The organism is Microbacterium sp. NPDC055665 (assembly GCF_053618035.1).
The window spans coordinates 516,747-533,966 of sequence record NZ_JBSHGY010000002.1 but is presented as its reverse complement, the minus strand read 5'-3'; the positions used below and the strand labels follow the sequence as shown (position 1 = coordinate 533,966).

At 69.3% G+C, this 17,220-nt stretch carries 19 protein-coding genes and 1 pseudogene; 13 read left to right on the top strand and 7 right to left on the bottom strand.

Annotation, left to right across the window (positions count from 1 at the left end):
• Nucleotides 1-33: 33 nt before the first annotated feature.
• Both ACWGO6_RS08280 and ACWGO6_RS08275 read left to right on the top strand, forming a co-directional pair.
• Nucleotides 34-516, top strand: a complete 483-nt coding sequence (locus ACWGO6_RS08280) for a hypothetical protein (protein WP_136042481.1) — start codon at nucleotides 34-36, stop codon at nucleotides 514-516.
• A 113-nt stretch (nucleotides 517-629) separates the two neighbouring features.
• Nucleotides 630-1,001 carry a hypothetical protein gene (locus ACWGO6_RS08275; RefSeq protein WP_136042480.1) on the top strand — a complete coding sequence of 124 codons (372 nt, stop codon included), beginning with the start codon at nucleotides 630-632 and terminating at the stop codon, nucleotides 999-1,001.
• Nucleotides 1,002-1,027: 26 nt separating this feature from the next.
• Here ACWGO6_RS08275 and ACWGO6_RS08270 read toward each other — a convergent pair whose 3' ends face one another.
• The 3 genes from ACWGO6_RS08270 to ACWGO6_RS08260 are packed head-to-tail and all read right to left on the bottom strand — an operon-like array spanning nucleotide 1,028 to nucleotide 3,995.
• A complete protein-coding gene (locus ACWGO6_RS08270; protein WP_136042479.1) occupies nucleotides 1,028-1,843 on the bottom strand; it encodes an ABC transporter ATP-binding protein in 816 nt (271 codons plus the stop codon).
• Entirely contained in the window at nucleotides 1,840-2,913 is a 1,074-nt protein-coding gene (locus tag ACWGO6_RS08265) for a putative F420-0 ABC transporter permease subunit (protein ID WP_446724423.1), read from the bottom strand. The genes ACWGO6_RS08270 and ACWGO6_RS08265 overlap by 4 nt, the downstream gene beginning before the upstream one ends.
• Nucleotides 2,910-3,995, bottom strand: coding sequence for a putative F420-0 ABC transporter substrate-binding protein (locus ACWGO6_RS08260; protein WP_452326432.1), 1,086 nt, complete (start codon nucleotides 3,993-3,995; stop codon nucleotides 2,910-2,912). Before ACWGO6_RS08260 ends, ACWGO6_RS08265 begins: the two co-directional genes overlap by 4 nt.
• Nucleotides 3,996-4,121: 126 nt before the next feature.
• Here ACWGO6_RS08260 and ACWGO6_RS08255 point away from each other — a divergent pair, with 126 nt between their 5' ends.
• From ACWGO6_RS08255 to ACWGO6_RS08230, 6 genes are read left to right on the top strand one after another with little or no spacing between them, the layout of a single operon-like run.
• The gene (locus ACWGO6_RS08255) at nucleotides 4,122-5,087 is read left to right on the top strand and encodes an alpha/beta hydrolase (protein ID WP_452326431.1); all 966 of its coding nucleotides are present in this window, start codon (nucleotides 4,122-4,124) and stop codon (nucleotides 5,085-5,087) included.
• Complete coding sequence (locus ACWGO6_RS08250) at nucleotides 5,084-6,490, top strand: dihydroorotase (RefSeq protein WP_136042477.1); 1,407 nt, start codon at nucleotides 5,084-5,086, stop codon at nucleotides 6,488-6,490. The genes ACWGO6_RS08255 and ACWGO6_RS08250 overlap by 4 nt, the downstream gene beginning before the upstream one ends.
• Nucleotide 6,491: 1 nt before the next feature.
• On the top strand, nucleotides 6,492-7,466 hold the full coding sequence (locus tag ACWGO6_RS08245; protein ID WP_452326430.1) for an LLM class flavin-dependent oxidoreductase: 975 nt from the start codon (nucleotides 6,492-6,494) through the stop codon (nucleotides 7,464-7,466).
• Nucleotides 7,467-7,506: 40 nt separating this feature from the next.
• Nucleotides 7,507-8,334 carry an ABC transporter ATP-binding protein gene (locus ACWGO6_RS08240; protein ID WP_452326429.1) on the top strand — a complete coding sequence of 276 codons (828 nt, stop codon included), beginning with the start codon at nucleotides 7,507-7,509 and terminating at the stop codon, nucleotides 8,332-8,334.
• Nucleotides 8,331-9,164 (top strand): ABC transporter permease, encoded by an 834-nt coding sequence (locus ACWGO6_RS08235; RefSeq protein ID WP_452326428.1) that lies wholly within the window; start codon nucleotides 8,331-8,333, stop codon nucleotides 9,162-9,164. The genes ACWGO6_RS08240 and ACWGO6_RS08235 overlap by 4 nt, the downstream gene beginning before the upstream one ends.
• The gene (locus tag ACWGO6_RS08230) at nucleotides 9,161-9,994 is read left to right on the top strand and encodes an ABC transporter permease (protein WP_452326427.1); all 834 of its coding nucleotides are present in this window, start codon (nucleotides 9,161-9,163) and stop codon (nucleotides 9,992-9,994) included. The genes ACWGO6_RS08235 and ACWGO6_RS08230 overlap by 4 nt, the downstream gene beginning before the upstream one ends.
• Before the next feature lie 244 nt (nucleotides 9,995-10,238).
• Here the strand turns inward: ACWGO6_RS08230 and ACWGO6_RS08225 are convergent, their stop codons facing one another.
• The 3 genes from ACWGO6_RS08225 to ACWGO6_RS08215 all read right to left on the bottom strand — a co-directional run bounded on the left by ACWGO6_RS08225 (nucleotide 10,239) and on the right by ACWGO6_RS08215 (nucleotide 11,941).
• A complete protein-coding gene (locus ACWGO6_RS08225; RefSeq protein ID WP_452326426.1) occupies nucleotides 10,239-10,496 on the bottom strand; it encodes a type II toxin-antitoxin system RelE family toxin in 258 nt (85 codons plus the stop codon).
• Nucleotides 10,493-10,762 carry a type II toxin-antitoxin system Phd/YefM family antitoxin gene (locus ACWGO6_RS08220; RefSeq protein WP_452326425.1) on the bottom strand — a complete coding sequence of 90 codons (270 nt, stop codon included), beginning with the start codon at nucleotides 10,760-10,762 and terminating at the stop codon, nucleotides 10,493-10,495. Before ACWGO6_RS08220 ends, ACWGO6_RS08225 begins: the two co-directional genes overlap by 4 nt.
• Before the next feature lie 102 nt (nucleotides 10,763-10,864).
• Nucleotides 10,865-11,941, bottom strand: coding sequence for an ABC transporter substrate-binding protein (locus tag ACWGO6_RS08215; protein ID WP_452326424.1), 1,077 nt, complete (start codon nucleotides 11,939-11,941; stop codon nucleotides 10,865-10,867).
• 193 nt (nucleotides 11,942-12,134) lie between these two features.
• Between ACWGO6_RS08215 and ACWGO6_RS08210 the strand changes: the two genes are divergently transcribed.
• From ACWGO6_RS08210 to ACWGO6_RS08190, 5 genes are read left to right on the top strand one after another with little or no spacing between them, the layout of a single operon-like run.
• Nucleotides 12,135-13,139, top strand: coding sequence for an alcohol dehydrogenase catalytic domain-containing protein (locus ACWGO6_RS08210; protein WP_136042470.1), 1,005 nt, complete (start codon nucleotides 12,135-12,137; stop codon nucleotides 13,137-13,139).
• Nucleotides 13,140-13,169: 30 nt separating this feature from the next.
• Nucleotides 13,170-14,360 carry a CaiB/BaiF CoA transferase family protein gene (locus ACWGO6_RS08205; protein WP_452326423.1) on the top strand — a complete coding sequence of 397 codons (1,191 nt, stop codon included), beginning with the start codon at nucleotides 13,170-13,172 and terminating at the stop codon, nucleotides 14,358-14,360.
• Nucleotides 14,360-15,223 carry an amidohydrolase family protein gene (locus tag ACWGO6_RS08200; RefSeq protein WP_105712145.1) on the top strand — a complete coding sequence of 288 codons (864 nt, stop codon included), beginning with the start codon at nucleotides 14,360-14,362 and terminating at the stop codon, nucleotides 15,221-15,223. Before ACWGO6_RS08205 ends, ACWGO6_RS08200 begins: the two co-directional genes overlap by 1 nt.
• 21 nt (nucleotides 15,224-15,244) lie before the next feature.
• Nucleotides 15,245-16,087 carry a DODA-type extradiol aromatic ring-opening family dioxygenase gene (locus tag ACWGO6_RS08195; protein WP_452326422.1) on the top strand — a complete coding sequence of 281 codons (843 nt, stop codon included), beginning with the start codon at nucleotides 15,245-15,247 and terminating at the stop codon, nucleotides 16,085-16,087.
• Entirely contained in the window at nucleotides 16,084-16,431 is a 348-nt protein-coding gene (locus ACWGO6_RS08190; RefSeq protein WP_136042467.1) for a hypothetical protein, read from the top strand. The genes ACWGO6_RS08195 and ACWGO6_RS08190 overlap by 4 nt, the downstream gene beginning before the upstream one ends.
• Before the next feature lie 299 nt (nucleotides 16,432-16,730).
• Here the strand turns inward: ACWGO6_RS08190 and ACWGO6_RS08185 are convergent.
• Nucleotides 16,731-17,220 (bottom strand): annotated as a pseudogene (locus tag ACWGO6_RS08185) (hypothetical protein); the annotation flags it as partial.

Here is a 17,220-nt window from a genome sequence, read left to right as displayed (position 1 = left end):
CGAAAGGGGGCCGGACTGCAGGAGGGGTGAGTCATGATGAATGATCGACGCCGCGTGGATCGGCTGTTCGAAGAGCTGGAGGCCGAATGCGGCACCAGCGTGGAGTGCCTCGCCGATCGGGTGTCGGCGCTGACCGGCATGGACATCGAGATCGAGGTCCTCGACGATGCGGAGTGGATGACGGTCGCGCCGTTCATCCTCGCCGAGGGTGATCGCGTGCGGATACCCGTGCGCGGTTCCGATCCGCGGTGGTTTCGGCTGCACACCGTCACCCATGAGCTCGCGCACGTGCTCTGCGGGCACGCGCGATGCGAGACCCTGCCGATGACTTTCGACCAGCTGCGGACTCCGGCCCGGTCCTGCGCTCTCGCCGGTGTCGGCGGAGGGTCGGGTGTTGTTCCTCCCGAGGTCTCGGCGGCCGCGGCGGAGGCCGACCACGAGGCCGAGGCCGAAGCCGAAGCACTCTCGCTGCGACTGAGCGCATTCGTCCGCGCGCCGAGCCTGGCGCACGCCTAGGTTCCGCTCCGCGGACCGCCGACGGCAGCCTCCACGACCGCCGTCTTCGCGTCGGATGCCCCGAATAGACTGACGCTCCCGGTGCGCAGCGGCTCCGGGAGGACGGGGACGCCATGGGGAAGCGCAAGACGCCGGAGCAGCTCGCCGACGAGGAACGCCGTTACAGGTTGGCACGGGGTGCGCACACGCCGGAGGAATTCGCACAGCTCGTCGACGACCCGAATCAGGGAATCCGCGCGGCGGCCGCTCACAATCCGGATGCCGACGCGCAGGCTCTCGCCCGCTTCGCCACCGACCGGTTCTGGGGTGTGCGGATCGAGGTCGCCCATCACCCGAACGCCACCCGCGAGATCGTGCTCGGTCTGCTCGAGGTCGACCCGCGCAAGCGCGGCGTCGTGCATCATGCCGCCCGTGAGCGTCTGATCGCCGAGGGCGTCGTGTTCGATGAAGAGGGCCTGGCCGTCGTCGACCGAGACGTCGACTGAGGCGTCGACTGAGTCGACCGAGCCTCTCAGCGACCGGACGTCGGAGCCATCGCGGCGTCGAAGACGATCAGCGGTCGATCGCTCCCCGGACGCGTGAGCACCTCCGCGTCGACACGCCACACGCGAGCGATGAGCTCGCGCGTCAGCACATCCTGCGGCGGCCCGGCCGCCTGCACATGCCCGTCGGCGACCACCACGACCCGGTCGGCGAATGCCGCCGCGTGATTGAGGTCGTGCAGCGCGGCGAACACGGTCATGCCCTCGCGGGAGAGGGAGCGCAGCAGCACGAGCGCGTCGAGCTGCGCCCGGATGTCGAGGTGGTTCGTCGGTTCGTCGCACAGCAGCAGTGACGGACGCTGAGCCAGCGCCCGCGCGAGGTTCACGCGCTGGCGCTCGCCGCCGGACAGGGTCGCGGCGTCACGGTCGGCGAACTCGAGCGCACCGGCGCGTGCCAGGGCCGCATCCGTGGCCGTGGCATCCGCCTCCTCGCCCTCGAACGACAACCATCCCCGGTGCGGGAGCAGCCCGAGTCCGACGATGTCGCGGCCGGTCATGCCCTCGGCCGCCGACCATTCCTGCTCGACCAGTGCCACCCGCTGCGCGCGTTCGCGTCGTCGCAGCGCCGGGAGCGGGGCTCCGTCGAGGGTGAGGGCCTCGACCTCGCCGCGCAGGGTGCCGGCGATCAGGCGCAGCAGCGTGCTCTTGCCCGAGCCGTTGGGGCCGAGCAGCGCGGTCACCGCGCCGCCGGGAGCCGCGATGTGCATGCCGTCGATGATCAGCCGGTCGCCGTGGCCGAACCGGATGCGGCGGGCGTCGAGGCCGCTCGCCCGCACGCCGGTCATGCCCGACCCTTCCGCATGCGCAGCATCAGCAGCGCGAACACAGGGCCGCCGATCAGGGCCGTGACGATCCCCACCGGCAGCTCACGAGGCTCGAACACGGTGCGGGCGATGGTGTCGGCCCAGATGAGGAACACCGCCCCCGCGAGGAACGAGACCGGCAGCAGCGCGCGATGCGGGGCGCCGACGACCGCGCGGACGGCGTGCGGCAGGATCAGCCCGACGAAGCCGATCGATCCGCTCACCGCGACGAGGGCTCCGGTCAGCAGCGCCGTGCACACGAAGAGCAGCACCCGCAGGCGGGTGACCGGGATGCCGAGCGCCTCGGCCGCGGTGTCGCCGAGCACGAGGCTGTCGAGAGGGCGCGCCGAGGCGAGCAGGGGGACCGCGCACACGACCACGGCGACCCCGGCGAGAGCGGCATCCGCCCAGTCCGCACCGCCGAGCGAGCCGAGCAGCCAGCTGAGGATCTCGCGGTAGCTGTCGTTCGTCGCACTCCAGAAGATCACGAGGCTCGTCAGCGCGGCGAGCACGGCCGACACGGCGAGACCCGCGAGCACCACGGCGGTCGGTCCCGCAGAACCGGCGGCGCGGGCGAGGCCGAGCGTCAGCACGAGAGCGAGCAGCGCACCGGCGAACGCGGCGAACGGCAGCGCCACCGCGGCGCCCAGGACGATCACGATCACCGCACCCGTGGACGCGCCCGACGAGAGCCCGAGCAGATACGGATCGGCGAGCGGGTTGCGGGTGAGCGCCTGCATCACGGCACCGCACAGGGCCAGACCACCACCGACCGCGGCGGCGGTGAGCACGCGGGGCACCCGGCCCTCCCAGATGATCGCGTCGCGGATCGGGGTGAGCCCGCTGGCGGCGCCCGACACATGCGACCACACACTCGCCACGAGTTCGGCGGGCGTGATGTCAGCCGGTCCGATCGCGACCGCCGCGACGACGCTGCCGGTCAGCACGAGCAGCAGCACCGCGACCGCCGAGACCGTGCGCCGCCGTCGCGGGTGAGTGGTCGATGGCGCCGCGACCGGGATCGCCGCCCGCAACGGGACCGTGACGCTCACTGCTCTCCGAGCTGGGTCACGATCGACTCCACGGCGTCGACGTTGCGGATGCCGGCCTCGGTCGCGGGGAAGTCGACGATCACGAACCGTTCGTTCTGCACGGCGTCGAGCTGCGACGTGACCGGGTTCGACGTGAGCAGCGCGATCTTGGATTCCGCGGTGTTCCACGCGGCATCCACCAGCACGATCACGTCGGGGTCGGCTTCGGTGATCAGCTCCCATGAACTCGACGTCCAGGTGTCGTGCACGTCGGCGAACACGTTGTCGAGCCCGGCGGTCGACATGATCATCTGCGGTGCCCCGATGCCGGCGCCGACGAAGGGCTGGTCCGTGCCCGACGAGTACCAGACTGCGGTCAGGCCGCGCTCGTCGGGGGTGATCGCATCGATGGCCGCGCGCTGCTCCTCGACCAGCGCAGCCGCGGCCTTCTCCTCGCCCAGCAGCTCGCCCGCCTCCGCGAACCCGTCGAACACGGTGTCGAACGTGAGGGGATCGGGCATGTACCCCGCGGCCTTGCACGCGGCGGGCGCGACGTAGGTGGTGATGCCGAGGGACTCCAGATTGGCACGCTCGCCGGCGCCGTCGACCGAGAAGTTCGACTCCCAGCCGGCGAACACCAGGTCGGGTTCGAGTTCGAGCACGGCCTCCTTCGACGGCACCTTGTCGGAGACGACGTCGATGTCCTCGGCGCCCGCTGCGAGATCGTCGGGCAGCGGGCCGTCGGAGAAGGCGGAGCCGATGATCCGGTCGCCCGCGCCGAGCGCCAGGGCGAGCTCGAGCGTCGATGACTTGATGGTGAGGATGCGCTGCGGTGCGGCATCCATCGACACCTCGGTGCCGCAGTTGTCGAGCACGACGGGTTTCGGATCGGCGGCAGCGGCGGGAGCGGCGGGGGTGGCGGCGCATCCGCTCAATCCTGCGGCGAGGAGGAGGGCGAGGGCGGGGGCGGCACTGAGGGCGCGGGCGGTGGCGGGCATGGTTCTCCGGGAGACGAGGACGGGAAGGGGCGCAAGAGCGAGCACGTTCGCAGTCCAGGTCGGGACCACCGACGTCGGCCAATCGGGTCGACGTGATGCGGTCATGCTAACGCGGATTCTGGATCCAAATCAATACTGGATTCTGGATCCAAAATAGGTCAAGATGAGAAACGCCCCACCGCAGCGGCACAGTTCGCCGATCGCGACGCCGCGTTCAGCCGAGAGGAACCCATGCAGACCACACCCGTCTCGTACTTCAGCGAGGGTCAGCGCATCTCCGCCGTGTGGCGCACCCCCGACCACGAGGGGCCGTATCGTGCGATCGTGCAGGGGCCCGGCTGGCTCGGGCTCAAGGACGCCAAGCTCTACGTCCGCTACCACGAGGCCCTCGTCGAGGCCGGCTTCGCCGTGCTCGTGATCGACTACCGCGGCTTCGGCGACTCCGAGGGCGACCGCGGCTACCTCTCTCCGGCCTGGCAGTTGCAGGACCTGGTGAACGCCGTGACCTACCTCACCACCCGCGACGACGTGATCGCCGACGCGATCGGGGTGTTCGGCACCGGCGGCACGGGAGGCGGCAACGCGGTGCTCCTCGCCGACGCCGACCCGCGCATCAAGGCCGCGGTCAGCCAGGTGCCGGTCGCCGACGGCGAGGACTGGCTGCACCGCATGCGCAGCGAGTACGAATGGCTCGACTTCCAGAACTCCCTCGCCGAAGACCGCCGTCTGCGCGTCACCACGGGGGAGGGGCGGATCGTGCACCCCCGCGAGGAGATCATGATCCCCACGGCCGAACGCCGTGCCACGAAGATCAAGGCCGACGTCGACGACCGCATCCCTACCGCCGTGCCGCTCGCGTGCGCCGAGGGCATCATCGCCTACCGGCCCATCGAGGCCGCGGCCCGCCTGACCACTCCGCTGCTCGTGATCGGCGTCGAGGGCGACGCGACCACCCCGACCGATCACGCCGAGGCGCTGTACGAGGCCGCGCGCGGCCCGAAGCAGCTGATCATGCAGCGGCACACCACCCACTACGCCGCGTACGACGCGTACTGGGAGCAGACCACCCCGGTGATCGTCGGCTGGTTCGACCAGTACGTGCGGCCGGCACATCTCATCCACCGTTCTTCGCCGTCGCCCGCGATCGGCGAGTCCGTCACCACCGAATCCGTTCAGAAGCAGGAGGTCGCGCCATGAGCGTTGATCTGAAGATCACCGGCGGCACCGTCGTCACCCCCGCAGGCCCGGTCGTCGCCGACCTGCTCGTCGCCGACGGCAAGGTCGCCGGCATCGTGGCCGCCGGCACCGACATCACCGCCGAGCGCACGGTCGACGCCACCGGCAAGCTCGTGCTCCCCGGCATGGTCGACGTGCACGTGCACACCCGCGAACCCGGCTACGAGCACAAGGACGACATCTACACGACGAGCCTGCAGGCCGCGGCCGGCGGCGTCACCACGATGTTCGGGATGCCGAACCTCAAGCCGCCGACCACCGACGTCGCGACCCTGACCGACGTGTTCCACCGGTACGAGGAATCGTCGATCGTCGACTGGAACCACAACCCTGCACCGACCAAGTTCGACGAGATCGCCGGCATGAGCGAGATGGGCATCCGGGCGTACAAGATCTACATGGTCGTCGACACCGGCCGCGACTACCCGCACCCCTCCGGCACCGGCATCCACAACCACGGGCACCTGCTCGAGATCATGGATCACATCGCCCAGACCGGCAAGCGCTTCATCGTGCACCCGCACGACCAGGCGCTCATGGACTACATCGAGGGTGCCTACCTCGCCCGCGGCGAGAACACCCCGGAGGGCTACGCGTCTGCCTACGCCGCCCGCGAGGGAGTGATCTGGGACACCGCGATCGACGTCGTGCTGCGCCTCGCCGAGGCCTCGGGCTGCCCGGTGCACATCGCGCACATCCAGACCCGGCGTTCGATCGAGGCCGTGCGCCGCGCCAAGCAGAACGGCATCGACGTGACCTGCGAGGTCAACCACTGGGCCCCGTTCCTGTCGACCTGGAACGACGTCGAGACCCTCGGCCCCTACGCGCTCAGCTACTGGGTGCCCGACGACAACCGTGCCGCCGTGTGGGAAGGCATGCGCGACGGGACGATCGACATCGCCGCCAGCGACCACGCCCCGCACACCCGCGAGGAGAAGGAGGTCGGCTGGACGCAGATGTGGAGCTCGCACACCGGCACCCCCGGCATCCAGTACTACTACGAGCTCATGCTCGACGCCGTGAACAAAGGCGAGCTCGACCTGCAGCGCGCGATCGACATGGTCGCCCACATCCCCGCCGCCAAGTTCGGCCTCGAAGGCGTCAAGGGTTCGCTCACGATCGGGGCGGATGCCGACATCGTCATCGCCGACCTCGCCGAGGAGTGGACCATCACGAACGACGGCGTGCTGTCGAAGATCGGCTGGACCCCCTACGACGGGCGCACGATCAGCGCCCGCATCCAGCGCACCCTCGTGCGCGGTGTCGACGTCTACGTCGGCGACGAGGTCGTCGGCGATCGCACTTTCGGAAAGCTCGCCGCATCGGCGGAAGACAGGGCGGCATTCGCCGCGGAAGGGAACTGACATGAAATTCGGACTGCTGCTGCCGCACTTCGGCGAGGAGGCGAGCAAGGAGAAGCTCCTGGAGGGGTCGAAGCTCGCCGAGAGTTTCGGATTCGACTCCGTCTGGGTGCGCGACCACCTGGTGTTCGAGCCGCACGGCGAGATGGAGAAGCCGAACCGCACGTTCTACGACGCGCTGACGACCCTCACCGCCATCGGCGCCGTCACCGACAAGATCGAGCTCGGCACCGGATCGCTCATCCCGTTCCGTCACCCGCTGGTCACAGCCCTGATGGCCGGCACCATGACGCAGCTGCTCGGCCCGCGCCTGATCCTCGGCTTCGGCGCCGGCACGTTCGACCACGAGTTCGACGCGATCGGCTGGGGCGACCTCGATCGGGTGGAGATGGTGCGCTCGAACGCCGAGATCCTGCGCCGGGTGTTCACCGAGAACGACGTCACCTACGACGACGGCATCTTCAAGTTCGAGAACGTCACGATCGAGCCCAAGCCCGTCGGCGGACGCATCCCGTTCTGGTACTGCGGCGCGACTCCGCGCTCGGCCCGTCTCGCGGCGGAGTTCGCCGACGGATGGATGCCGGGACGCACGGGGCTGCTCACGATGGAGAAGCGCATCCAGACCATGCGCGAGATGACCGACGAGAACGGCCGTCCGATGCCGACCATCGCCGTCATCCCGCCCACCTCGATCGAGGACACCCGCGAAGAGGCGCTGAAGCACGTGAACATCCCGGGCCTTCTCGCCTGGGCGAACAAGGCCAAGTTCGCCGTGAAGCCGCCGTCCGGCAGCTTCGAGACCGTGGAGGACCTGGAGGGTCAGCTCATCGTGGGCAGCCCCGACGAGGCGGTCGAGCAGATCAAGCGGTTCGAGGAGGTCGGCACCGAGCACCTGGTGTTCGACTTCCGATTCAAGTTCGATCGGTTCTTCGAGCAGATCGAACTCCTCGGCACCGAGGTGCTTCCTAAGCTGCGATAAGCCGCGCACCGACGCGCGGCGATGAGACGAGAGGTCGACGATGACTGACGTGAACGACACCGCACGAGCTTCAGCGGAACCGCTGATCTCGGTCACCGGGCTCTCGGTGAGCTACGACGTCGCGCGGACGGGAAAGAAGCTGATCGCGATCGAGGATGTCGACCTCGACGTGTTCGAGGGCGAGTTCATCACGGTGCTCGGCCCGTCGGGGTGCGGAAAGACGACGTTCATGAACGTCATCGCCGGCCTCGTCGCGCCGAGCACCGGCTCGGTGCTCGTCGATGGGAAGCAGGTCGACGGCCCTGGACCCGACAGGGCCGTCGTCTTCCAGGACTATGCGTTGCTGCCTTGGCGCACCGTGTTCGACAACGTGAAGTTCGGGCTCGAGATGCAGAAGGGCCTGCGCACCGCCGACTGGCGCGCGAAGGTGCAGGAGGCCATCGACATGGTGGGGCTCAAGGGATTCGAGTCGTCATATCCCCGCGAGCTCTCCGGTGGCATGCAGCAGCGCGTCGGCCTCGCCCGCGCGTTCGTCGCCGAGCCGCGCATCCTGCTGATGGACGAGCCGCTGGGCGCCGTCGACGCCCTTACCCGCGAGGTGATGCGCGACGAGATCGAGAAGCTCATCGAGGCGACGGGCAAGACCGTCCTCTTCATCACGCACTCCATCGAGGAGGCGATCCTCCTGGGCGACCGCATCGTCGTCTTCAAGAGCCACCCCGGCGCGATCAAGGAGATCATCACCACCGGCATCCCGCGTCCTCGGTCGGAGCGGTCGGTGCAGCACGATCCGCGCTTCCTCGAACTCCGCGACCACCTCTGGGAGGCGCTGGAAGGTGAGGCCACAGCGGCGGCGGTGTCGAAATGACCGCACTCCTCGCCACCGGTCCCAACCTCGGCCGGGGTGGTGTCGCCGCCTGGCTCGCGGGTCTGAGCGCCCGGGGGAAGGCTGCGGTCATCGCGATCGAGGTCGTCATCCTCCTCGTGCTCTGGCAGCTGGTGGTCGGGGTGTTCGGGTGGATCAGCCCGGTCTTCCTCCCGCCGCCCCTCGCCATCGCACAGGGCTTCGGCGAGATCGTCGCGAACGGCACACTCGCCGCCAACGCCGGCATCTCGGTGCAGGCGTGGCTGACCGGTTTCGCGCTCGCGGTGGTCGTCGGCATCCCCGTCGGGCTTCTCATGGGCGCCTCGCTTCCGGTCGACCGGGTGATCGGCCCGATCGCCTGGACGATCTACGCGACCCCGTCGATCGCCTATCAGCCGCTCGCGAAGGCCTGGTTCGGCTTCGGGATCGGTCCGGTGATCTTCCTCGTGACGATCAGTGCGATCTTCCCGATCCTGCTCAACGTCGCCGCGGGCATGCGCACCACGAACCCCTCGATCATCCGCGCGGCCCGCGTGTACGGCGCCGGACGGATGCGGCTGTACCGCTCGGTGTACCTGCCGTCGACGGTGCCGTTCCTGTTCGCGGGTCTGCGGCAGGCGGTCGTGCTCGCCACGATCGGCATGGTCGTGGCCGAGCTCGCCGGTTCGTCCAGCGGCATGGGCGCGCTCATCATCCGCGCCTCGAACACCTATCAGACCGACCAGGCTTTCGCCGCGATCGCGGTGGTCGTGCTGTGGAGCGTGGGCATGACCCAGGTGGTCACGGCCATCGAACGCGGGGTCGCACCCTGGACGAGGAAGGGCAAGCGATGAGCGTCGTCTCGGCAACCGGAACCGTCCGCATCGTGCGACCGCGGCGAGTGGTGCGCTCCGGTGAGGGCAAGTGGACGCTGCTGCTGATCGGGGTGATCGCCGCCGTGCTGCTCCTGTGGGAGGCGGCCGTCAGCTGGTTCCACTGGATCCCCGAGGCCTTCCTGCCCGCGCCGACCGCGGTGGCGGTCGCGTTCGGGCAGCTCATGGTTGATCCGGAATTCTGGAGCGCCTTCGCGTTCAGCGTCACCAACCTCCTGATCGGCCTCGCGATCGCGATCGTCGTGGGTGTCGTCGTCGGTCTCGCGGTCGGCTGGTCGCCGGTGCTGCGCTTCATGGTGGCGCCGTTCCTGTGGGTGCTGTATTCGACGCCCAAGGTCGCACTCGCGCCGCTGTTCATCCTCGGGCTCGGGCTCGGCAGCGAGTCGAAGATCGCGCTCGTGATCCTGCTGGCGGTGTTCCCGATCCTGCTGAACACGATGGAGGGCGCCGTCACCGTGAACCCGTCGCTCGTCAATGCGGCCCGGGTGTACGGCGCGAAGGGGGTCGGGCTCGGATGGAAGGTGATCTTCCCCGCCACGCTGCCGTACAGCCTCTCCGGCATCCAGCGCGGTGCGGCTCTGGGCTTCACGGGAGAGGTGCTCGGAGAGTTCCTCGGCGGCACTGGCGGCCTCGGCCACCTGCTCGAGTTCGCGGCGTATCAGTTCCGCATGGACGAGGCGATCGCGATGGTCGTGGTGATGGTGATCATCGCGAACCTCACGCTGCTGCTCATCTCCGTGCTCCGCCGCCGGCTCGCGCCCTGGTACGACGAGCGCAAGATCGTCGGCTGACCGGCACCATCCGCCCGAGCCCCACCGACTCCCGACCCCCGTCTCATGCGCGACGGGGGTCGGGTCTTTGCCCCCACCTGAGGGGTCAAGACACGCCGTAGGCGCACCCGTGCACGCGGCGTGTTCTGACTCCTCGCGCGTGGGGGCGTGCGGTGGAGGTGATGGTTCCCGTCGTCTGGCGCAGCTTCGATGACGACGCTGAGGCGGTGCCACTGTATCCCGCCGGAGTCATGGAGCTGTTCGCTCAGCGATAGATCTCGCGGCGATGCCCGGCGGCGAGCACGAGCACGACCAGACGATCGTCTTCGATGTCGTAGATCACCCGGTAGTCGCCCACGCGGACGCGCCACGCGCCATCGCTGTTGATGAGCATCTTCGCCGCAGGCGGTCGAGGCTCTTCGGCCAGGAGTTCGATCGCCGCTTGCACGCGACGCCGGGCCTGCGGATCCAGCTTCCGCAACTGCCGCTGTGCCGGCGCAGCGACGTCGATCCGGTAGCTCACACGAGCCCCAGTTCCGCCTTCACTTCCTCCCACGGTACGGGGATCGCTTCGGTTTCTTCAGCCTCGCGGCGTGCGGCGACGGCGGCGGCCGCGTCCTCCGCGTCCTCAGCGAGCTCCCGCAGGCGATCGAATTCATCTGCATCGACGATGGCGACGACGCGGCGTCCGCGGCGGGAGAGGAACACCGGCTCGTGCATGAGGTGGGCGCGATCGACGAGCGCGCCGAGCTGGCGCTTGGCATCGGAGACGGGCAGCACATCAGTCATGGACTAACAGTACCAAACGATCAAAACGATCGGTTGGTCTATACACAGAAGAGGCCCCACCGCCATGCGCAACGGTGGGGCCTCTCTTGTGAGTCAGCGGCGTCAGGGGTACGTCAGCGTCGCCGGGCCCTCGTTGTCGAGGCCCAGGAGCTCCTGCGCCTTGAACAGGTAGACGAGCTGGCTGTCGTCGAACTCCAACGGCTCCAGCTTCTGGGTCTCGATGGTGGTGTCCCACGCGTCGCCGTCGAAGTACAGGTTCGGGCAGGCGAGGTGACCGTCGAGGATCCAGACGCTGTCCGACTCCCGCAGCTCCGCGACGTCGAAGTCGTTGGCCTCGTAGATGTCCAGCGCCTCCTCCGCGTTCTCGGGGAACTCGCCGGGCGCGGGCGCCGTCATGAAGTCGGTGCCCTTGAGCGTGGCCCGCAGGAACCGGACCAGGCTGTTCGGGTTCTCCTGCGCCCACCTCGTGCCGGCGATCTGCACGTCGTTGGCCCAGTTGCGCAGCGACTCCACCACGATGTTCGCGCCGTGCTCCTCGAGGGCGGCGCGGTCGTCGGCGTAGAACGGCTGCAGCGTGATCTTGTCGTTGACGAAGAACTCCGTCCACGACTCCGATCCGGGCCCCGGGTAGACGACCTCGGCGTCGATCGACGAGACGTCCCAGCCCTCCTCCTTCAGCACCTGCGCCCGCTGGAACTCGGCGGGGTCACCCGGAGTACCGGCGAGCACGATCGAGGTGCCGTCCAGATCGTCGACGCTCTTCACGTCGGACTGCACCGCGAAGTCGAAGTTCTGCCGGCAGTAGTGGCCGGAAATCAGGTCGATCTCGACGCCGCCGCGGATGGCATCGATCACGGTGCCGGTGGATTCGACGCCGATGTCGGCACTGCCGCTGGCGACCGCGGCCGTGACGTTGTCGGCGGTGATGACCTCGACGGTGAGGCCCTCCTCCTCGTAGTAGCCGAGGTCGCTTGCGAGGGTGAACATCGAGTACATCGTGATGTCGGGGAAGGGGATGGCCACCGTGATGTCGGTGTCTTCGGCGGCTCCGGGTTCGCCGTCGCCGAGGTCGACGGGTTCTGCCGGTGTCGGTGTCGGCGCGGCGCAGGCGGCCAGCAGCGTCAGTGCTGCGGCTCCTCCGGCCACGGCGATGCCGAGTCTGTTTCGTGTCGTGCGCATGACTCTCCATTCGGGCAAGTGCGTGCGACTCCTCCGTGGAGTGGGGCGCCTCACGCGGATTTTGGGATACGGTATCCAATTTGGGATCACGTGTCCACGGTTTGCGGGATATCGTGCTCGAACAGGGTCTAGACGGCCGTGATGAAAATTGGATACAGTATCCCAAACAGATTCCCGCGATGAAGAGGTGAAGATGCGTGCCGCCGTGCTGAGCCGTCATGACCTGGACGGGCTGACCGTCCAGGAGGCGGCCGAGCCGACGCCCGGGGAGGGCGAAGTGCTCGTGCGGGTCGACACCGTCGGCGTGAATCAGCTCGACCTCAACGTCATCGCCGGCATCGGGCCGGGGGCGCAGGCGCAGCTGCCGCGCATCCTCGGCATAGACCCGGCGGGCGAGATCGTCGCCGTCGGGGCGGGTGTCGACCCGAGGCGCATCGGCCAGACCGTCGTCGTCAAGCCGAACATCGCGTGCGGCACCTGCGCGCACTGCCTGGCCGCAGACGAGGCGAACTGCCCGGCACAGACCGTCGTCGGCGTGCACCGCGACGGCGGAGCGGCCGAGTTCGTCACCGTCCCCGCCCGTAACGCGATCGACCGTCACGGCCTCGACGCCGCGCAGGCGACCGCCGTGGTGCACAGCGCGTCCATCGTCATCAACGCCGTCCGCACCGTCGCGCTCGCCGCAGGCGACCGCGTGCTGATCACCGGCGCCGGCGGCACACTCGGACGTGCGGCGGTGGCGATCGCCCTCGCCCGCGGCGCCGATGTGGTCGCCGCGTCACGCCGGGAGATCGCGCCGCTGGGCGACGAGCAGATCATCCACGCGACGGATGCGGCCGCTCTGGCGACGGCGCTCGACGGGGGAGAGGGCTTCGATGTCGTGCTGGACGTGTCCGGGCATGCCCCCACCCTGAGCGCGGGGATCTCCGCGCTCCGCTGGGGCGGCAGGGCCGTGTTCTGCGCGGCATCCGTCGACAGCGACCTGCGCATCGACTCCCGCGACTTCTACCTGCGCCGCAAGCAGCTGTTCGGTGTCGCCAGCGCGCGCTACGCCGACGTGGCCGAAGCGCTCGCGCTCGCCGGGTCGGGGGCGCTGCCCTCGCTCGTCGGCACCCGCTACGCGTTGGACGACATCGCCACGGCGTATCGCGATTTCCCCCGCAAGGGCGACGGGAAGGTCGTCGTCGATGTGCGCTGACCGCCCTCGGTATCGAAGAGGAGACCTGAAGTGACGATTTCTGCATCACCCGGCGCGGGAGCGCTGGCCGGGATCCGCGTGGTCGAGCTGGGCCAGTACATCTCCGGCCCGTTCGCCGCCAAGCTGCTCGCCGACCTCGGGGCCGACGTCGTCAAGGTCGAGTCGCCCGAGGGCGACCCGATGCGCCGCTGGGAGGGCCGCGCGACGATGAGTCCGCAGTTCGCCGCCTACAACCGGGGCAAGCGCGGGGTGGTGCTCGACCTCAAGAGCGCCGAGGGGCTCGCTGCACTGTTCGGCCTGGTAGACGACGCCGACATCGTGCTCGACAACTTCCGCCCCGGAGTGGCCGAGCGGCTCGGCTTCGGTCCCGAGGCGCTGCATGCCCGCAACCCGCGGGTGATCACGTGCTCGATCACCGGGTTCGGCCCGACCGGTCCCGCCGCGAAGCGGCCCGCGTACGACACCGTCATCTCCGCCACCGGCGGCATGTACAGCCAGGTGGTCCCGGCATCGACCATCCGTCCGCTCGGACCGGCGTTCTCCGATCTGCTGTCGGGGATGTCGGCCGTGCAGGCCGTGCTCGCCGCCCTCCACGCCCGAGATGTGAGCGGGGTGGGGGAGCACGTCGAGGTGACGATGGTGGGGGCGCTGCTCGACTTCCTCACCGAGTCGGCGTCGGCATTCCTCGAGACCGGCCAGGTCTCCTCGCCCGACTCGCGCCCGCGCCGCGCGCAGGCCTACGCCTGCCGCGGGTCGGACGACAAGGCATTCGTGATCCACATGTCGGTGCCCGAGAAGTTCTGGACCGGCCTGCTCGACGTGCTCGAGCGGTCCGACCTCGCCGACGACCCCCGCTTCTCGACCCGCGAGGGGCGCGTGCGCAACTACGACGAGCTCGACGTCGTGCTCAAGGAGATCGCCGCCACCAGGCCCCGCCAGTACTGGCTCGACCGGCTCGCCGCGCACGACATCCCGCACGGCCCGTTGAACACGATGGGCGACCTGTTCGACGATCCGCAGATCGCGAGCATGGGGCTGGTGGAGGAGATCGACGGGCCGGACGGCGCTCTGCGCGTGCCGGTGCCCAGCATCCGATTCCAGCGTTCCGGTCGGCCGGAGCTGCGGTACGCGCCCGGGCTCGGCGCCGACACCGAAGCGTTGACCGGATTGCGGTCCGGATCCGATCCCGAACCCGCACGAGCGAAGGAAGGGGCAGCCTGATGCCCGGTATCGACGACCTCGTCGCGATCGACGTCCACACCCACCCGCAGACCGAGGAGTTCATCGCGGCGATGGGCCAGCGGCACTCGCAGATGTCGGCGCACTTCGGGCGGGAGCGGCCGGTCGTGTCGTTCGCCGAGCAGGCCGACCAGTACCGCGACCGCAAGATGATGGCCGTGATCGTGAACTCCGACTCCGAGACCACGAGCGGCATCAAGGGTGCACCGAACGACCTCCTCGGCAAGGCGCAGCAGGACCACCCCGACGTGTTCCTCGCCTTCGCCGGCATCGACCCGTGGAAGGGCGAGGCCGCGGTCGCCGAGATCCGTCGGATGCACGCCGAATACGGCATCAAGGGCGTCGGCGAGCTCAACCCTTCGCGGCAGAAGTTCCTGGCGAACGATCGGCGGTTCTTCCCGATCTGGGAGACCTGCGCCGAACTCGGACTCGTGGTCATGTTCCACTCCGGATTCCCCGGGGCCGGTGCGGGCACTCCCGGCGGCGGCGGGTATCGGCTCGAGAACGCGCGGCCCGTGCCGTACATCGACGACGTGGCCGCGGAGTTCCCCGAGCTGAACATCATCAGCGCGCACCCGGCGTGGCCGTGGCACCTCGAGAATCTGGCGATGGTGTGGCACAAGTCGAACGTGTACCTCGACCTGTCCGGCTGGGCGCCGAAGTATCTGCCGCCCGAGGTGGTCCGCTACGCCGACTCGCTGATCTCCGACCGGGTGCTGTTCGGGTCGGACTGGCCGGTGATGACCGCCGACCGCTGGATGGCCGAGTTCGACGAGCTCGGGCTCAAGGAGGAGTCGCGCCGGAAGATCCTGCTCGACAACGCACGCAAGCTGTTCCGGCTGTGAGCGCGATGGAAGGAGCCGATCGTGGCTGAACTGGTGATGGCCGCGGCGACCCCGCACAATCCGCTGCTGTGGCGGGCGATGCGCGAGCCGATGCCCGACGATCTCGTGCAGGTGGAGGCGAACTTCCGCCGCATCCGCGAGGCGATCACGGATGCCGGAGTCGACACGCTCATCGTGCTCGGCACCGATCACGTGCGGCAGTTCTTCTCCGACAATTCGCCCGCGTTCATCGTCGGCAAGGCGGCGTCGTACCACGGCACCTATGAGAACGAGGTGCGCACCTTCGGCATGGAGTTCGCCGAGCTGACCGGCAACCCGGAGTTGGCGACGCAGATCACAGGCCGCGAGGTGCTGCCCGAGACGATCGACTTCTCGGTCTCGCACGAGTGGCGGCTCGACCACAGCTTCGTGCTGCCGCTGCAGTACGTGCGGCCCGAGCTCGACCTGCCGATCGTGCCGATCCACGCGAACTCGATCCTGCCGCCGCTGCCGACCGCCGCACGCTTCGCCGCTCTCGGACACCACCTGCGCACCGCGGTCGATTCCTGGGACAGCGACGCCAGGGTGGGACTGCTCACCTCGGGGCACATGGCCACGGATGTCGGCGGGCCGCGCACGTTCAACGGCTCGCCCGACCCGGAGTTCGACGCCGAAGCGGTGGGGTGGATGCGCGACGGCGACCTCGACGGAGCCATCGCCGGATGCCGCTACGACCGCATCATGGCGGCCGGCAACGTCACCTATCAGTACGTGAACATCGTGGCCGCGCTCGCCGCGATGCAGGGGCGTCCGGCCGAGCTCGCGGAGGCGACGACTTCGCGCTTCGCCTCCAGTCCGTTCTTCCTGTGGAGGGCCGCATCGTGAGCCGGTACATGATGAACAAGTTCATCCGCGCTGTCGAGATGAGCACCGCGAACGTCGACGCCTACGTCGCCGACACCGAGGGATTCGTCCACGCCTGGCTCGCCGGGGGAGCGGGGCCCGACGCGGTCACCGACGACCGGATGCTGACGCCCGAAGAGCGCGAGGCGTTCGTGAACCGCGACTACGGTGCGCTGTACGGGCTCGGAGCGCACCCCTATCTGCTGTGGCACTTCACCGAAGCGGTCTACGAGCACGAGTACACCGAGGGCTTCGGCTGGCGTGACCTCGTCGAGCGGTACCGCGCCGCGATCATCCCGCACGGCGAGGTCGACGACATCCCCTGATCCGTTCCGGGCGCTCCCGGGCCCGGCACTCCGTCGGGCCCGGCGGTTCCGTCGGAGATTCGCAGCTCCCTCGGCCACTTTCCCGCAGAGAGGCCGAGGGAACTGCTGTTCTCCGAGCGGACTGCGGCCGCGGGGAGGGCGCGACGGATGCCCCGTGGTGGGGTCCACGGGGCATCCGCCCTTGTGGCGCCGGCGTCGAGCGACGAGCTGGGGACCCGTCGGAGTGGGGATGGACGCGGCGGCGCACCGGCGGTGCGGGGTCTCCTCCCCCGAGGACGACCGCACCACCGGCGTCTTCGCTACGCCATCAGCCGACGGCGTCGCAGGAGTCCCGCGCCTCCGAGGAGGAGCGGGGCTGCGGCGAGAGCGATCAGTCCTTCCGAGGGAGCTCCACCGGTCATGGCGAGTCCTTCCGCCTGCCCGGCGGTCACCGCGCCAGAAGCGGCGGTGGCGGCACCGGACGACGTGCCCGGGTTCGTGCCGGGGTCAGTTCCCGGGTCCGTGCCGGGGTCGGTTCCCGGGTCGGTCCCGGGGTCGGTTCCCGGGTCCGTTCCGGGATCAGTACCGGGGTCGGTCCCCGGACCGGTGCCCGGACCGGTCACCGTCGCCTCGCCGACCACCGAGATGGCGTTCCCACCGATCGTGATCGGCAGCGTCACGGGCAGTCCCAGCTGGGTGCCGCCGAGGATGCCGTCGTCTCCGGTGGTGGTGTTGCCTCCGGTGGGGGTGGTGGGTGCCGCGGTTCCGCCGGTGCCGGTGCCGGTGACGGTGGCGTCGTCGAGGGCGGAG

Excerpts from the sequence above, each read along its gene's own strand:
- ACWGO6_RS08215 (WP_452326424.1), bottom strand. The coding sequence starts at position 11,941 with ATGCGCACGACACGAAACAGACTCGGCATCGCCGTGGCCGGAGGAGCC.
- ACWGO6_RS08240 (WP_452326429.1), top strand. The coding sequence starts at position 7,507 with ATGACTGACGTGAACGACACCGCACGAGCTTCAGCGGAACCGCTGATC.
- ACWGO6_RS08235 (WP_452326428.1), top strand. The coding sequence starts at position 8,331 with ATGACCGCACTCCTCGCCACCGGTCCCAACCTCGGCCGGGGTGGTGTC.
- ACWGO6_RS08250 (WP_136042477.1), top strand. The coding sequence starts at position 5,084 with ATGAGCGTTGATCTGAAGATCACCGGCGGCACCGTCGTCACCCCCGCA.
- ACWGO6_RS08275 (WP_136042480.1), top strand. The coding sequence starts at position 630 with ATGGGGAAGCGCAAGACGCCGGAGCAGCTCGCCGACGAGGAACGCCGT.
- ACWGO6_RS08200 (WP_105712145.1), top strand. The coding sequence starts at position 14,360 with ATGCCCGGTATCGACGACCTCGTCGCGATCGACGTCCACACCCACCCG.
- ACWGO6_RS08270 (WP_136042479.1), bottom strand. The coding sequence starts at position 1,843 with ATGACCGGCGTGCGGGCGAGCGGCCTCGACGCCCGCCGCATCCGGTTC.
- ACWGO6_RS08230 (WP_452326427.1), top strand. The coding sequence starts at position 9,161 with ATGAGCGTCGTCTCGGCAACCGGAACCGTCCGCATCGTGCGACCGCGG.
- ACWGO6_RS08260 (WP_452326432.1), bottom strand. The coding sequence starts at position 3,995 with ATGACCGCATCACGTCGACCCGATTGGCCGACGTCGGTGGTCCCGACC.
- ACWGO6_RS08280 (WP_136042481.1), top strand. The coding sequence starts at position 34 with ATGATGAATGATCGACGCCGCGTGGATCGGCTGTTCGAAGAGCTGGAG.
- ACWGO6_RS08255 (WP_452326431.1), top strand. The coding sequence starts at position 4,122 with ATGCAGACCACACCCGTCTCGTACTTCAGCGAGGGTCAGCGCATCTCC.
- ACWGO6_RS08220 (WP_452326425.1), bottom strand. The coding sequence starts at position 10,762 with ATGACTGATGTGCTGCCCGTCTCCGATGCCAAGCGCCAGCTCGGCGCG.
- ACWGO6_RS08210 (WP_136042470.1), top strand. The coding sequence starts at position 12,135 with ATGCGTGCCGCCGTGCTGAGCCGTCATGACCTGGACGGGCTGACCGTC.
- ACWGO6_RS08245 (WP_452326430.1), top strand. The coding sequence starts at position 6,492 with ATGAAATTCGGACTGCTGCTGCCGCACTTCGGCGAGGAGGCGAGCAAG.